At 69.6% G+C, this 15,815-nt stretch carries 8 protein-coding genes; 3 read left to right on the top strand and 5 right to left on the bottom strand.

Annotated elements, in window-relative coordinates; genetic code table 11:
* Window positions 1–93: 93 nt before the first annotated feature.
* The 3 genes from K254_RS24670 to ligA are packed head-to-tail and all read right to left on the bottom strand — an operon-like array spanning window position 94 to window position 3,775.
* Window positions 94–567: a DUF2087 domain-containing protein gene (locus tag K254_RS24670; RefSeq protein WP_051388670.1), complete on the bottom strand. Its 474-nt coding sequence runs from the start codon at window positions 565–567 to the stop codon at window positions 94–96.
* Entirely contained in the window at window positions 564–1,394 is an 831-nt protein-coding gene (locus K254_RS0101640; RefSeq protein WP_026553916.1) for an inositol monophosphatase family protein, read from the bottom strand. Before K254_RS0101640 ends, K254_RS24670 begins: the two co-directional genes overlap by 4 nt.
* Window positions 1,391–3,775 carry an NAD-dependent DNA ligase LigA gene (ligA, locus tag K254_RS21225; RefSeq protein ID WP_051388669.1) on the bottom strand — a complete coding sequence of 795 codons (2,385 nt, stop codon included), beginning with the start codon at window positions 3,773–3,775 and terminating at the stop codon, window positions 1,391–1,393. The genes K254_RS0101640 and ligA overlap by 4 nt, the downstream gene beginning before the upstream one ends.
* 186 nt (window positions 3,776–3,961) lie before the next feature.
* Between ligA and K254_RS21220 the strand changes: the two genes are divergently transcribed.
* Genes K254_RS21220 through K254_RS21215 form a run of 3 tightly spaced genes read left to right on the top strand, consistent with a single transcriptional unit; the run spans window position 3,962 to window position 10,545 of the window.
* On the top strand, window positions 3,962–6,241 hold the full coding sequence (locus K254_RS21220; protein ID WP_155848422.1) for a hypothetical protein: 2,280 nt from the start codon (window positions 3,962–3,964) through the stop codon (window positions 6,239–6,241).
* Between the two features lie 34 nt (window positions 6,242–6,275).
* On the top strand, window positions 6,276–9,359 hold the full coding sequence (locus K254_RS0101625; RefSeq protein ID WP_026553915.1) for a hypothetical protein: 3,084 nt from the start codon (window positions 6,276–6,278) through the stop codon (window positions 9,357–9,359).
* Between the two features lie 52 nt (window positions 9,360–9,411).
* Window positions 9,412–10,545 carry a caspase family protein gene (locus tag K254_RS21215; protein ID WP_081709820.1) on the top strand — a complete coding sequence of 378 codons (1,134 nt, stop codon included), beginning with the start codon at window positions 9,412–9,414 and terminating at the stop codon, window positions 10,543–10,545.
* A 107-nt stretch (window positions 10,546–10,652) separates the two neighbouring features.
* Here K254_RS21215 and K254_RS0101615 read toward each other — a convergent pair whose 3' ends face one another.
* Both K254_RS0101615 and K254_RS0101610 read right to left on the bottom strand, forming a co-directional pair.
* Complete coding sequence (locus K254_RS0101615; protein WP_026553914.1) at window positions 10,653–15,089, bottom strand: FtsK/SpoIIIE domain-containing protein; 4,437 nt, start codon at window positions 15,087–15,089, stop codon at window positions 10,653–10,655.
* Window positions 15,086–15,790: a hypothetical protein gene (locus K254_RS0101610; RefSeq protein WP_026553913.1), complete on the bottom strand. Its 705-nt coding sequence runs from the start codon at window positions 15,788–15,790 to the stop codon at window positions 15,086–15,088. Before K254_RS0101610 ends, K254_RS0101615 begins: the two co-directional genes overlap by 4 nt.
* Window positions 15,791–15,815 lie beyond the last annotated feature (25 nt).

The following is a 15,815-nucleotide window of genomic DNA, read 5'->3' as shown; positions in this document are numbered from 1 at the left end:
CCCTTGCCGATGCGAGCGGCCCCCCAGACCATACCTCTTGAACGCCAGCATGAACGCGCCGGTCATCCTTGTCAATGGACCCCAGCGGCGCTGTCAAGCGCGCGGGTGCACCTCGTACCGGCTCCCGTCGGCGCTGCGCCGCAGCAGATCGGCGTCCACCAGGGCGCGGCGCAGGGTGGGGATGTCGGTGGTGACGGTGGCCAGGAGACGGTTGACTTCCTTCTCGGACAGCACCTCTGAAGTGGGCAGCAGCCGCTGGGCCAAGTGCGCCAGCACGGCCTCGCGGGCCGCCGCGGCGGCCGGAAGGTGGGTGAGCATGCCGGCGTCGAAATGCTTGTCCACGCCCTCGGGGCGCGGCGTGCTGCCGGCGGCCAGAGCGTCGGCAAAGACGCCACCGGCCACGGAGAAGTCCACCGGATCCAACAGTCCGGCTGCGGCCAGCCGGGCCACTTCCTTGGCCGTCGCGCCCACGTCTGCCCCCAGCACGGCAGCAGCGTAGACGGCCCGGAGGCGTTCGTTGGCCAGGGCGGCCAGCAGCGGCTGCCAGGCGGCGGACGGGCTGGTCACGGCGTGTACTTTTCCGCCAGTTCCGGAATGGACGCAGCGGTCCAGGAGGCCAACGTCTCGCTGTGCGGCGGGAGGCCGTCCAGCGCCGAGGACAGCTCCGGGCGGCGCACCCAGGCGCCGGCCTCCTCCGCAATCAGGGCACCGGCGGCAAAGTCGTGCTCAAAGAGGCCGTACTCCAGATAGGCGTCCACACCGCCGTCGGCGACGGCGCACAGCTCCAGCGCGGCGGAGCCCAGACGGCGGAAATCGCCAAAGGACTCCAGCCTCCCGTCGAGCTCGCCGATCAGCCGGCTCCGGATCTCCGGGCTGTAGGTGAGCGCGGTGGCCAGAAGGCGCCCGCCCCGTTCCTGAAGAGGGCCGTCCAAGCGGCGGGTGGTGTGCTTGCCGTCCGGGGCCGTCTCGGCCAGCCAGGCGCCGCCGCCGCGGGAGGCGAAGTACACCCGGCGCAGGGCCGGGGCGGCGACGACGCCGGCCAGCCACTCGCCGTCGGGCCCGGCCACGGCCACGGAGGTGCAGTAGTAGGCGATGTTGCGGATGAAGTTCATGGTGCCGTCCAGCGGATCCACACTCCAGCGGTAGCCGGAGGCGGCCTCCGGGATGGCCGGGGCCAGCTCCTCCCCCGTCACGACGTCGTGGGGCCGGGCGTCGGCGAGGACCTCCCGGACGGCGCGCTCGGCGGCCGTGTCGAAGGCCGTCACCCAATCGGCGTCGGAGTACTTCTCCGCGGCGCCAAAGGCGGCTGGATCCCGGGTGGCCAGCACCTCCGCACCGGCCGCGGCGGCCCGCAGGGCAACCTCAAGCAGTTCATCGACAGTGACGGTGCTCATGCGCCAGCCTCCACGGTGTCGGTGTCGGCGCCGGCGTCTGCATCGGCATCGGCAGCAGCCGCGCCGTCAACCGTTGCGCCGTCTGCGGCGGCATCGTCGCCATCTGGAACCGGAGCAGGTCCGTTGGCCAGCAGCTCTCGGAAGCCGTCCTCGTCAAGGATGGCCAGCCCCAGCGTGGCGGCCTTGTCCAGCTTGGTGCCGGCGGCCTCCCCTGCCACTACGTAGGAAGTGTTCTTGGAGACGGAGCCGGAGGCCTTGCCGCCGCGGCTGATGATGGCCTCCTTGGCCTCGTCGCGGCTGAAGTTGGGCAGGGTGCCGGTGACCACGATGGTCAGCCCCTCCAGGGTGCGCGGGGTGGCTTCATCGGCCTCGTCGGCCATGAGCACTCCGGCCTCCGCCCACGCGTCGACGATGTTCTGGTGCCAGTCAACGGCAAACCATTCGATCAGGGCGTCGGCAATGATGGCGCCAACGCCGTCAACATTGGACAGCTGCTCACGGGCGTCCGGCATCGTCAGCACTGCACGGATGGCGTCCATGGTGCCGTAGCGGGTGGCCAGGGCGCGCGATGCCGTGGGGCCAACGTGGCGGATGCTCAGGGCCACCAGCACGCGCCACAGCGGCTGGGACATGGCCTTGTCCAGTTCCCCGAACAGCTTCTCGGTGGTTTTGGAGGGCACCGAATCCTTCTTGGCCGTGGCCTTGGTGTAGAAGTAGGGAACCAGTTGGAACTTGCCGGTGCCGGCTCCCTGGGCCCGGATTTCACGCCACACATTAACCCCGGCGAGCGCCTCGCGCAGCGAGGGATCGGGATAGCTTTTCGCCAGATGGAAGATCTGTGCCTCGCTGGTGACAGGCCCGGGGCCGCTCGGGGCAATCACGCCGTCGTTCTGGGCCGGATCCGGTCCAGGGCCGTTGGTCAGCGCAGCCGCGGCCTCATAGCCCAGCGCCTCAATGTCGAAGCCGCCGCGGCCGGCCAAATGCGCCACCCGTTCGGTCAGCTGGACGGGGCAGTGTTCGGCATTGGGGCAGCGGATGTCGATGTCGCCCTCCTTGGCCGGGGCCAGCGGCGTGCCGCAGGAGGGGCATTCGGTGGGCATCACGAATTCGCGCAGCTCACCCTCGCGGCCCTCGCGCAGCGCCGCCACGGGGCCCACAATCTCCGGGATCACATCTCCGGCCTTGCGCAGCACCACGATGTCGCCGATCAGCACGCCCTTGGCCTTGACCACATCCTGGTTGTGCAGGGTGGCCCGGGCCACGGTGGAGCCGGCCACCTTCACCGGCTCAAGGATGCCGAAGGGGGTGACCCGCCCGGTGCGCCCCACCTGGACCTGGATGTCCAGCAGCTTGGTGTGGACCTCTTCCGGCGGGTACTTGTAGGCCACGGCCCAGCGCGGCACGCGGGAGGTGTTGCCCAGCGCGCGCTGGGTGGCGAAGTCATCCACCTTGACCACGATGCCGTCGATCTCGTGGATGAGGTCGTGCCGGTGCTCGCCGAAGTGCGCGATGAATTCCAGCACCTCCTCGTAGCTGTCCAGCACCTTGAAGTAGGGGCTGGTGGGCATCCCCCATTCCTTCAGCTGCGCGTAGGTTTCGGACTGGCTGGTGGTTTCCAGCCCCTCGCGGGCGCCGATGCCGTGGACGTACATGCTCAACGGGCGCTTGGCGGTCTCCGCCGGATCCTTCTGGCGCAGGCTGCCGGCGGCGGAGTTGCGCGGGTTGGCGAAGGGCGCCTTGCCCGCGGCCACCATGGTGGCGTTGAGCTCCTCGAAATCCTTGGAGGCGATGAACACCTCGCCGCGGATCTCCACCTCGGCCGGGAAGTTGCTGCCGTGCAGCGTCTGCGGGATGTCCTTGATGGTGGCGACATTGTGGGTGATGTCCTCGCCCGTGGTGCCGTCGCCGCGCGTCGCCGCCCGGATCAGCACGCCGTCGCGGTAGAGCAGGTTGACGGCCAGGCCGTCGATCTTCAGCTCGGTCAGCCACTTGGGCGGCTCGCCGCCCTGCTTCGCCACGGAGGCCTCGGCACGCTGCACCCACACATTCAGCTCGTCGAGGCTGAACACATCCTCCAGGGAATACATCCGCGCCAGATGCTCGACGGCGGCAAAGGCGGCGGAGACTTCGCCGCCCACCTCCTGGGTGGGGGAATCATTGGTGACCAGCTCCGGGTGCAGCGCCTCGAGCGTCTCCAGGCTGCGGTAGAGCTCGTCGAACTCCGCATCCGACACCAGCGGGGCATCGTCGCTGTAGTAGGCCGTGCGGTACCGGCGCACCGTCTCCGCAAGCTCCTGGTAGTGCGCCCGCAGCTCTTCGCTGGGCACCGAATTTGTCTGCTGTTCCGTCTCAACGCTGTCCACGCATCCATCATGCCGCATAGGTGGGACAACGTGGCGGTAACGCTCCAATAACCGGGCCGTCACGCCGGAATCACGCCCCCGTCACGGGCGGATAACACCACCGGGGCTACGGTGGGGCAAACCTAGGCGGCGCCGGACTGCCCAGCCAGAGCGGCCGTCGTCGCACTCCAACGGGAACTCCAACGAGACAGGAAGGCCGGGACAATGGCGGTGCAAGCAATGGGGCCGAGCTACGCGGGCGGCACCCAGCCAGTGGTCAAGGGCGGGTACTCGGTTTTGTACCTCCCCGACGTCAACAACAGGGAGCTGATCGCCCAGGGCGAGGCCCCCGTTTTCTACTACATCCCCAACATCGTGCGGATGGCCCGCAAGAACGGACCCGACGCCGGGGACTACCTCTTCAATCTGATCCGCTTTGCCGGGACGGGTGGCGAAGGCGTCATCGGCGGCGGCGGGGATGTTGCCGGCGGCGTGGTGACGTTCTCCGTCACAGGTGCGCTGCCGGACACCGTGCGGACGCAGGCCGAAGGCGAAATCACGGCACGGTTCAAGGACAGCGACGACGTCTTCTGGGGCATCCGCAACAGCCGCAAGCCACCGATGTTCCGCCCGGCCATCATCACCTCCAGCACCACCTCCGTCTCCAACATCGCCCCGGCCACCCGTGGCTTCCCGGTGCTGGGCACGGCAACCCGCGGCGGCAAGACCGTCAGCGAAGTCCAGTACTACGGCATGCCCGGCAGCCGCAGCGGCGCCCGGCCGATGCCCGGTGAGCCGCGCGACGGCGAGCCCGCTCCCCCAGGGCCGGTGACCACCCCCGACGGCGCTCCGCCCGTGCTGACCAATGGCTCGGGGAACAATCTGGACCCGTTCTACTGGCAGATGTTCGGCGAAGGCCAGGGATCGATCGACCCCACCGGAACCCACGCCTTCTCCGGGTTGGTGGGCAAATATCCGGCGGCCATCCTGTGGGAGGCCTTCCACGGCACGGCGTCCCCGATGGTGGTGGTCCAGAACTACAAGCTCAAGGTCTGGTCCCCGGTCTGCACGCTGTCCATCAAGGGCAATTGGGACAGAGTCTTCAGCCACTTTTCCGCCGCCGCCTCCGGCCGCTACCTCTGGGCCTCCGTGGACCTGAAGACCGAATTCAACAACATGCGGATCAACGGCACCATCGAGGTGGACCTCAAGGTGGACACCACGCTGCCCGGGGCCGACGCCATCGCCAAGCGCCTGGATGAGAAGAGCGATCTGGTCTACGAGAAGTTCATGGACGCGGCCAAGAAGGTCATTTTCGACCCGCCCCAGCCCACGGTGGAGGCAGCCCAGGCTTCATCCTCCGGCGGCAGCTTCTGGAGCCCCTGGGGCGCCGGCGTGGCGCTGAAGTACCGCCGCGACTCCACGAACCTCAACCTCAGCTACACCGAAACCCAGCAGTTCGCCTACCTGCAGGACCACACCATCTCGAGCTCGCTCGCGGGCATGTACGACGAGATGAAGGCGGACCCGGACGCCGAGCGCAAGTACTTCCTGAGCGTCTACCTCGACGACTGGCCCCGCCGCCTCGCGCGGATCTGCCACCCCGTGGCGTCCTGGGGCGATGGCACGGTGGCCCAGCTCGGCATCCAAGTGGGCTACCCGAACACCCGCGGCGAGATCAACTGGGAGGGAACGTCCTTCAGCGGCTCCGGCGGTGCAGACAGCAGCTGGAAGTTCCAGACGGCGCAGAAGATCGCCTCCGATGTCCAGAACGCCCCTGCGGGCTGGAAGCCGGATCTGACCTTCGTCAAGCGCCAGGTCTTCCTGAACGAGCCGCCCAGCGAACTGGACAACAAGTACAAGCGCGTACAGATCCAGAAGAACGTCATCGCCATCGACCCGGAGCCCAATGGCACCCTGATCAACGACACCACCCTGGAGGTCCGGGCCGACAGTGCCGGCCGTCTGGCGGTGGGGCCGATCGAGCTGGGCGTGGTCCTCACCGACGACACCCAATTGGTGGAGGCGGAGTTCGAGCCCGTGGATCCGGACAGCGGCAACCCCGTGGGCTTCGACCCGGTGCGCTTCCGCTGGACCCGGGCGGACTACGACGAGGACAGGACCTGGATGATCTTCACCGGAGACCCGGGCTTCCGCCCGTTCTACCGCTACCGGGTGTCCGTCACCGTCAAGGGAACGCTCTTTGAGCCCGGCCGCGCGTGGACAGGTCCCTGGACCCGGTCCAGCGGCAACGGGCCGTTGCTGGTGGACGTGCCCCGGCCGGATTCACCCGGGGTGGTCACCCGCTCCGTGCCGGACGAGCGGATCCGGCTGCTGCGCGAGGTGGCGGCACGGGAGATCGCCGCGGGTGCCGGGGGTGCCGGTGCCGCTGTGGGTGCTGCACCGGTCGCTGCGGCGCCGGCGGGCGGATCCAAGGACGGCCCGCCCGCTGGGGACGGCTCCAAGGCCGTGCCCGTGGGGTCCTATCTCGACTACGACCTCTAGCCACCCTGGTGGTCCGGGACCCGGGAGGCGCGGCATGGGCATCACGCTGAAGCTGCGAAAGGATGCGGCCGGCGAGCCGCTGGTGTCGGCAACGTTTGTGCTGGTGCGCGCCCCGGCGCCGGATGAGCGGCTCGGGCCGCTGGTGGAGAGGGCCGTTCTGGCCATTGATCTGCAGGCCGAGATTGCATCTGACGGAGGGGCGGACGGCGCCGACGACGGCGGTGCCGCCGCCGCGGATGGCGGCGCCTATGGCACCGGTGCCGCCGCCGTCGTCGAGGACGTCACCTTCAGTCTGCTGGACCACGGCGCTCCGGGCATTCCGGCCGGCGGCGGAGCAACTACAGACGGGCCGGCGGTGGTGGCCAGCCAGCGCGTCACCGGACCGTTCGGACACGGCGCCCTCTCGGCCACGCTGGCCGGCGCGGCCGGGACGGCGCTGCTGGAGGCCCTGGTGGCCGGCTCCCCGCGCTTCGGGCTGCGGGCCGTTGTCGAAACCAAGGCCACCGCCACTCCCGCCGCCACCATCCACGTGCGGCTCGGCGGGCTCTGGAAACAGCTGGACGCGGTGGCCGACGGGACCCGGCTGTTCACCCGGGCCGACCTGGTGAACTACCTGCCCTCCCTCATCGCCGCCGGGGCCGTGTCCGCCGACGGCGCCACCGCCGGCACCGGAGCCGGGCAGCGGGTGCTGGACGCCGTCCTCAAGGCGGCACGCTACGTTCTGGAACCGGCCACGGCCGGGCAGGCCGCTGGGCCGGCCGGCGACGGTGAAGAGCCGTCGTACCACCTGGCCCTGCAATCCCTGGGCGACATGGATGTGGCGATGCGTCTGGGCACGGTCCAGACGGACGGCGGGGTACAGGAAGCCACAGTGGAGCTGGCCGGACTGGTCAACCCGGCCATCGCCCACGACAGGGCCCGCTTTCTCCATCTGGTCAGCAGCAGCGGCGGCCGCCTGGACGCCGTGCTGCCGGCCCGCACCACCCGGGCCCCGCGCGGCCCCGGTGGTGCGGGCGGTGCCGGTCTGGGATTCATCGCCATGGGCAACAGAATCCAATCGGTGGGATCGGCGCTGGGCTCCAACCGGCCAGCCGCCACCATTCTGGTGGACCAGCCTCTGGTGACGGCGCATCCGCTGATCCACCATCTGCAGGACCTGGAGCTGGTGGCCACCATCGGGCAGCAGCGCCAGGGCCCGGTGGCCAACAACGGCTCGGCGGGCATCTGGAAGGACCGCTGGAGCGACCTGCACTGGTATGCGCCGGAATATGCGCTGGTGCTGCCGGCTCCGGGCGCGGCTCCGGAGGGAAGCCCCTTCAGCTTTGAGGTGGAACCGGCCGGCGGCCACACCCTCGACGGGTCCATCGGCATCACCGCCACGATATCCGTGACGCTGAAGTCCCAGAAATCTGCGCCCACCGTGGCGGAGTGGGAGGCCGCCGGGCGGCCCGAGCTGCGCGCCGTCGAGCTCTCCGGCTTCACCGTCCAGCTGGGCATCCCCTTCCGCGACGAGCACGGCGCCACCCAGCGCGAACAGATCACCGCGGACTCCTTCGACGTTCAGCCCGGCGACGGCGGGCTGCTCACCGCCCGCTTCCGGTTGATGGACAACTGGGCACGGCTGGCCTACGGGGCCCTCTCGGTCCCGGGCTTCCAGGCCGAGCCGGCCACCGTCACGGTGGCGGCCGGATTTGAGGGTTGGCGGCTGTCCAGTGGACTGCCGCCAACCCTGATCATGGGGTTGAACAAGACCTGGTCCCTGGCAAACATTGCCGCCGACACCCGGGCCGTGCCGCTGCGCCTGCACGGGACGATGCTGGCCAACGCCACGGTGCTTCCGCAATGGCAGTTCGACGCCGGCGTGTTGGCCCAGTGGCGGCTTAACAGCTTCGCGTGGAGCCAGTTTGCCACGGTCCGCACCACGGCAATCTCCGTACCCTGCGCGGACTTCGGCACCCTGTACCGTGAATCCACCCCGGCCGGGAAGGTGTCCATCGGCTGCCGGCCGGCGCTGCAGCTGGGATCCACGGAGTACCTGACCTACCAGGAGATCCCCGTCGCGGCCGCCGCGGGCCGGGCCAGGGTCTACCGGTCCCTGCGCAGTCCGGGCCGGTTCCTGGTGGTGCCGCAGCGGTACTGCGTGGGGCGCTACGGCCCGGCCAGCGAGAAGGCCTACCGGCCCCAACTGCTCCTGCACAGCACCATCGACGCGGACAACCCCACCAACATCCGCTGCGTGCTCGCCGCCTCGCTGGAGCCGGATCTGCCACCCTTTGCCCGCGCCGCCATCGCCGCGGAGCTGAAGGCATCCGCCCCGTCCCCGGTGCTGGAATACCTGCCGGACACCGGCGCGGAGCCGGAGCTGCGCTGGGCATCGCCGTCGGACTCCACCATCAACGCCGTCCCCACCGCGACGGGCTTCGACGTCGTCGTCTCCACCGACATCGCCGGCTTCCTGGTGCTGAAATCCCTCCTGGAGCGCGATGGCCTGCGCGGCTCCATGTCGGCGGTGCTGCCCGGCAATGTCCGCATCGCCAGCACGCTGGAGATTGGCCTGGCTTCGGTGGCAGGACCCTTCGCGTCGGGACCCATCGAGGTGTCCACGCGCCCGGACGGCAGATTCGATCTGGAGAACCACACCGGCCAGCGCCTGGCCGTCACGGCCCTGGCGGTGGCAGGCGTGGCGGCAGTGCCGCTGGCCGCCATGATCGAACCGCAGGGCACCCTGGCCGTGGACGGCCCGCCCGGCGGGTTCGACGTCGTCTTCGAGGCGGACCAGTCGGCCGAACGGCTGGATGAGATCCGCGCCTACATCGAGGACCTCGATCTGGTGGTCACCTTTGTCGCGGTGGACGACCCTGCACCGGCGGCGCTGGCCGGTTGGGAAATCCAAACCTCCATGCTCGGCCGCCCCGATGCGGCGCCGGTGCTGCTCAATGCCGGCATCCGCGAAGCCGAGCGGCACTATGTGCTGCCGTTGACCGAGTTCGCCGGGGATCCAAAGCTGGCGTACACGGTGACGGCCGTCGCCACCAATGGCACCCGCACCACTGCCGCCCCGGTGGACTGGCCGGTGCGTTCGCAGGGCGTTCTCATACCCATCCGGCTGCCCAGTTGAGCCGCCGGCGAATCCCGCAGCAGATGCTGCACCGCACGAAAGGACAGGGACAATGGCTGGATACTCGCTGCACATCGGGCTGAACGGAGTGGATCCCAACGCCTACAACGGCTGGAACGGAGCCTTGAGCGGCTGTGTCAACGATGCCAATTCCATGCAGCAGCTGGCAGAGGCCGAGGGCTTCTCCACCACATGTTTGATCACGGAACAGGCCACCTCGCAGGCCATCATCGGTGAGATCAGCCTGCTCGCCCAGCAGGCCTCGGACGGGGACATTTGTCTGATCACCTATTCCGGCCACGGCGGCCAGGTGGATGACAACAACGGCGACGAGGAGGACAGCCAGGACGAGACGTGGGTGGCCTACGACCGCCAGATCGTCGACGACGAGCTCTACCAGATGTGGTCCCAGTTCTCCCCCGGCGTGCGCATCCTGGTCTGCTCCGACAGCTGCCACAGCGGCACCGTGGCACGGATGCTGATCAACAAGGGCTGCCGCAAGGGCCTGCTGGAGCAGACCAGATCCATGCCCAAGGACGTGGCCAACTCGGTGGCGGTGGTTGAGGGACTGCCCAAGGCACTGCCGCTGTCCGTCCAGGTGGCCGACAACGAGAAGCGCCGCGGCACCTACCAATTTGTCCAGGCGCTCAGCGGAGCCAAATCGGATGCCAATGTCAGCGCCAGTGTGATCCTGCTGGCCGGCTGCCAGGACTCGCAGCTCTCCTACGATGGCGCCGTCAACGGCCAGTTCACCGGCGCGCTGCTGCAGGCCTGGGCCAACGGCAGCTTCCAGGGCAACTACACCTCGTTCCACCAGTCCATCCTGAACTCCATGCCCCCGGACCAGGTTCCGAACCTGTACACGACGGGCACCGTTGACCCGGTATTCCTCGGGCAGCGGCCATTCTGCATCACGCCGTCGTCCTCGAACCCAGGCACCACCCCCAGCACGCCGTCAACCCCCACGACGCCGACGACGACCACCTCGCGCCCGACCGTCCGCCGCGGCTCCACCGGGGAGCATGTCAGCTACCTGCAGCAGCGGCTCTCGGACATCGGCTACCGGCTGGTGGTTGATGGGATCTTCGGCCCCGGCACCGAATCGGCAGTCCGCGCCTTCCAGCGCGACAACGCCCTGGTGGCCGACGGCGTCGTCGGACCCCTCACCTGGGCCGCCATCGGGTAGCGGCATTCGGCTGGGACGCAGTTCCCCGCCCAGGACGCGTCCACGATTGCGTCATGAAAGGGGAACTGCGTCGCCACTGCCCACTGACGACGACGGCGGTGGCCGGGTTAGTGCACGTCGGCGGTGGCGACCTGGACCTTGAAGGCCTTGCCGCGGCCGACGATGTAGCCACGTCCCGGGACGAACTTGTTGTTGTAGATCCTCCCCAGCGGCGTGCTCATCAGGGTGTCACCCTCGACGTCGCCGGGGTTCAGCAGCAGACCGCGGCGGCCTGACTTGAACAGGCCTGCGAGGTTCCACGCCGAGGACCAGGTGGAGGTCTCGGCCTCCCCCACCACCCATTGGCCGGCCTTCACGGCGGCCTTGATCAGGGACACCAGATCCATCTCGGCGGCGGAATCGGAGAACTCTGTGACGCCCTCGATGAAGAACGCCACATCGTCCGCGCCGCCCTCGGCCAGCTCCGCGAGACGGGACAGTTCAGGTGCCACGGCGCCCGGGGTCGCGTAGGCCTCGTCCCACACCGGAAGCGAGGCGACGGCGGATTTGCGCGAGCCGAAGTAGACCCGGCGGGTCTGCGGCGAGGAGCGCTTCAGCGCCTGCGCGAGGGTGACCAGCGCCGTCGTCCGCCCCGATCCGGGCGGGCCGGTGACCATCAGCGCACCTGTGGCGGCCAGTCCGGCCGGCTCCAGGTTGAAGTCGTCCACACCCACCACCACATGTCCGCCGGCTGCGGCGGGGAGCACCTGCAGGTCCAGGCTTTCCGGCAGCGCCAGCACGCCCGGCGCCTCCGGAACGCCCTGGCGGCGCATGGACTCGGCCAGCTTCTCCACCTGGCGCGCCTGCAGGGCCAGGTTGGCGTTGCCGCCGAAGACGGCAAGCTGCACCTCGCGCCCGTCCAACATGCCGCGCCCCGGGGGCGAGGTGGCCGTCAGGACGTCCCGGGGCAGGCCCAGGTTGCCGTAGTCGTCGGGGGTGGCCATGCGCAGCACGAGCGTGCGCTGGATGGAGGCGGCCAACGACGGCGGCAGCGACTTGGCGCTGTCGCCGGCCACCACCACGTGCACACCCATCGGGCGGCCGTCGGTGGCGATCTGCTGGAGCACCTCGGACTGGGTCATGCCGGAGCGGAATTCGTAGATCTCCCGGAAGGTGCCCAGACCGTCCAGCAGGATGATGATGCGCGGCTCCTCCGGCTTGCCCGCCAGCCGGCGGTACTCGCTGATGGTGCCCGCCTTGACCTCGGCGAAGGCCTCGGCCCGGGCGTCGATGATGGAGCGCACGTGCCGCAGCAGCCGGCCCACACGCTCGTGGTCCTCGGCGTTGATGATCGCACCCACATGCGGCAGCTGCTCCAGCATCGCCAGACCGTTGGAGGCCGCGTCGATGCCGTAGACCTGCACGGGGCCGCCGCGCGGCGTCACGGCACCGGCAATGGCGATGGTGCGCAGCGCCGCGGACTTGCCCGAGCCGCTGGAGCCCAGAATGGCCATGTTGCCGTCCCGGTCCGGCTCGTAGGAGACGGTCGGCTGGGCCTGGTGTTCGGGATCGTCCATCACACCCAGCAGCAGCCGCTCATCGGTGCGCGGGTTGGGCAGCTTGGAGAACTCGTAGGTCTGGGGCAGTTCACCCAGCCAGGGCTTGCGCGGCGGCTTGATGCCCAGTTCGACGGCGGCGAGCGACACATTGGCGACCACGCGCGAGATGTCGTTGGGGCCGGCGTCCTCCTCCACGGGGGCCTGGAGCACTTCCTGCTCCCACTGCGCCCCGGATCCGAAGTCCATTTCCACGATGTCGATCCGCGGGCGCTGCGGCGTCCGCGTGGTCCAGCCGCCGGCGTAGCCGGTCTGGAAGCCCTGGATGCGCCCGGGCCCGGTCTTGGCGGCGCCGCGGCCGGGGATGGCCGGGCTGAAGTACGCGGCCGTGGGCTCGCCCAGAATGTCCTGGGAGTCGTCCACATCGGCCATGCGCAGGGCAATGCGCATATTGGTGTTGGCGCGCAGATTGTCGCGGATGACGCCGGAGGGGCGCTGGGTGGCCAGGATCAGGTGCAGGCCCAGGGAACGGCCGCGGGCGGCCACGTCCACCACCCCGTCGACGAACTCCGGCACCTCCTTGGCCAGCGCGGCGAACTCATCGACCACAATGACCAGCGACGGCGGCGTTTCCGGATCCGCCTCGCGCTCCATGGCGAGCAGGTCCTTGGCCTTCTTGCGGTTGAACAGGTGCTCGCGGTAGTGCAGCTCCGCCCGCAGCGAGGTGAGCGCGCGGCGCACCAGGTGCGGGGACAGGTCCGTCACCAGGCCCACGGTGTGCGGGAGCTGGACGCAGTCGGCAAAGGCCGCGCCGCCCTTGTAGTCGACAAAGAGGAAGGAGAGCCGGTCCGGGCTGTAGGCCGCGGCCATGCCCAGCACCCAGGACTGCAGGAACTCGGACTTGCCCGCTCCGGTGGTGCCGCCCACCAGGGCATGCGGGCCCTCGGTCTTCAGGTCCAGGTACATCGGCTCCACGCCCTTGGACCCCACCAGAGCGCGCAGCGTGCCCTGGAACTTGCGGTTGGGCACGGCCGAGGAGGCCACGGAGTTGTTCTCCTTCCACCGGTCCGCAATGGCGGAGGTGGTTTCCACGATGTCGTGGCCGGCCAGGGCCACATAGGAGACGGCGCGGGGAAGATCGGAATCATCGGCCACCGGTTTGGAGACGTCGACGACGGGGGCCAGCATGCGGGCCAGGTCGCCGGCGAGGGCGGCGTCGACGCTTTCGCAGCTGACCGGGTAGGTCAGCTGGCCCAGGCGCACCTGCCCGGTGGTGGTGCCGCTGCCGCCGTCGACGTGCAGGAAGTCGCGGCAGGCGGCGGGCAGCGCCGCCACCGTGGTGGCGACCCAGAGGACGTGGATGCCGACGTCGGCGCCGTGTTCGGCGAGCCGGGCCAGCCGGCCGCGGTCCACCTTGGCGTCGTCCTCGACGATGACCAGCAGCGCCGGGACCTTCGGTGCCGGCGGCTCCATCTTGTCCGGATCCTGCCGGGAGCGCAGCGCGGCGCTGTTGGCGTCGAGGCTGCCGCCGCGCTGGACCACCAGATCCTCCAGCCGGGCCAGCAGCGAGCCTCCTGCGCCGGAGCCGGCGGCCAGGTGGTCCCCGCCCAGGGGGCTGTGCACGCTGCCCACATGGGGCAGCCACTGCAGCCAGGTCCAGCGGGCGCGCGATTCCATCGCGGTCAGCGCGGCCACCACCAGCTCGGCGGGCGAATGCAGGCCCACCGCCTGCAGCACCAGGCCGCGGGCGACGTCGTCCACCACGCCGCGCGGACCGGCCAGACCCAGCGCGCCGCTGTGGCGCAGCTGTGCCACCACGGGCACGGCGTCGATCTCTGAGAATTCGGTGACCAGATCGCCGATCTCCTCCATGTACTCCGGCACCGTGTCATTGGTCGACGGCGCCTTCACCGGCGTGCGGGAGGGCGCCCGGCCCACGCCCAGGCGCAGGCTGAGGAAGGCCTCGTGCTCGGGGCGGTGCGTCCACAGCATCGGGCCCAGGGTGTAGATGCCATCCACCGTCTCGGCCACGGAGGGGACCTCGGCCAGCCGCACGGCCCGCTCCACCTGCTGGCGGGCTGTCATCTGGCGGCGGAACTCGGCCACGGAGCCCCGGAACTGCTCAACGGCGGCCTTGAGCTCCTTGCTGGCCTGGAACTTCTGGTCGACATAGCTGGCGATCATCATCATCGGCATCATCGCCATGAAGATCAGGCTGTACGGGCTGCGCGTCGCGCCGAACATCACGGCACCCATGATCACAGGGGCCACCATCATCAGCAGGGGGAAGCGCTGGCGGTGCGGGCGCTGCGGGCCGGCGGGAACCTGCTGCTCCTCGATCTTGAACGAGGGGACGACGCGCGGGGAGCGGTTGAACTCCACCAGCGGCGTGCTGGGGCCGGCCGCGGCGGCGCGGCCCAGGCTGAGCACCGAGATGGTGGTGTCGCCCAGGACCACCAGGTCCGAGGCGCCCAGGACGGCGCGGGAAATCTGCCGCCCCTCCATGACCAGGCCGTTGGCGGAGTTGGTGTCCACGATCTCCACCGTGTCGCCCACGGTGATGCGGGCGTGGCGTTTGGAGGTCAGCGGGTCGCTCAGGCGCACATCGGCGCCGCGGTCCCGGCCCACATAGCTGGTGCCGGCCGGCAGCGCGAACTCCTTGCCGGCGTCGGGCCCGGACATCACGCGCAGGGTGGCGGCCGCCGGTCCGCGCTCATGGCCGGGTACGGCAAACTGGCCGCTGACCTGGGTCAGGGAGACGGTGGAGCCGGGGCGCAGGCCGGATTCGAGCAGATTGCTGTCCGCCGGGAGCACCCGGCCGGTGCTGCCGCCCACCACATCGTCCTCCACCATCAGCGAGAGGTTGGGCGGAGCGGTGGCGCCCTTGCGGGAGGGGTCGGAGCTGTAGAGCTCGGTGGCGATGTCGCCCACCGTGGCCAGACCGTCAACGGTGATGGCCAGGTCCTTCGCTTCCTGCGGATCGCGCCGCAGCGTCAGACGGATCTTCATGCGTCGTCGCGTCCCTTCATGGCGTCCAGCAGGCCAAGGTCGTCGGAGGTGACCAGGTGCGAGGTGACGGCGTGCTCCACCAGGCGGGCCCGGCGGTTGGTGGCGAGCTTGCCGCCGCCGCCACGCAGCCCGGCGACGCCGACGCGGTCCAGTTTGTCACAGACATTGTCCAGCTTGCGGTTGAACCGGGTGAGGGCCCAGCCCAGCCGGCGGGCTGCCTCGGCGGAGGAGGGGATGGCGCTGAAACCGGTGCCATCGCGGCGCAGCATGGGCTCGGCCAGCGCCACGATCAGCGCCTTCTGTGAATCGGTGAAGACCACCGGCCCGATGGTGGTGTCCCCCACCTGGTCCTCGCTGCTGCTCTGGGTCTTGAAGGCCGGGGTCTTCAGGTGCACGGAGAATTCATAGGTGGTGGGGCCGGCGGTGAACACCACATTCGTCTGGCCAAACACCAGCGGGATGCGCGCGCCGGGTGCCAGCCAGGCCTGCATGCCGCCGGCGGCATCGGCAATGGTGGCCGAGAGCATCGTGCCGGCGTTGGTCAGCCACCAGATGTTGTCGTACCGCGCGATCTGCAGGAAGGTCCTGTGCAGGTAGGGATTGTCATCCACTTCCAGATCGCCCTCACGCCCGATGCTGAAGACGGACTCGGCGTCTGGTTCGTACCATTCGCCGCAGAAATCAATGGCCAGGTCCCCCACGGGTGCCCCTTCGCTAGTTCAGTGG

Origin of the sequence: Arthrobacter sp. 35W (genome assembly GCF_000482545.1) — a bacterium.
GTDB lineage: Bacteria > Actinomycetota > Actinomycetes > Actinomycetales > Micrococcaceae > Specibacter.
The sequence above is the reverse complement of the archived record's forward strand: the minus strand, read 5'-3'. Positions and strand labels throughout refer to the sequence as shown.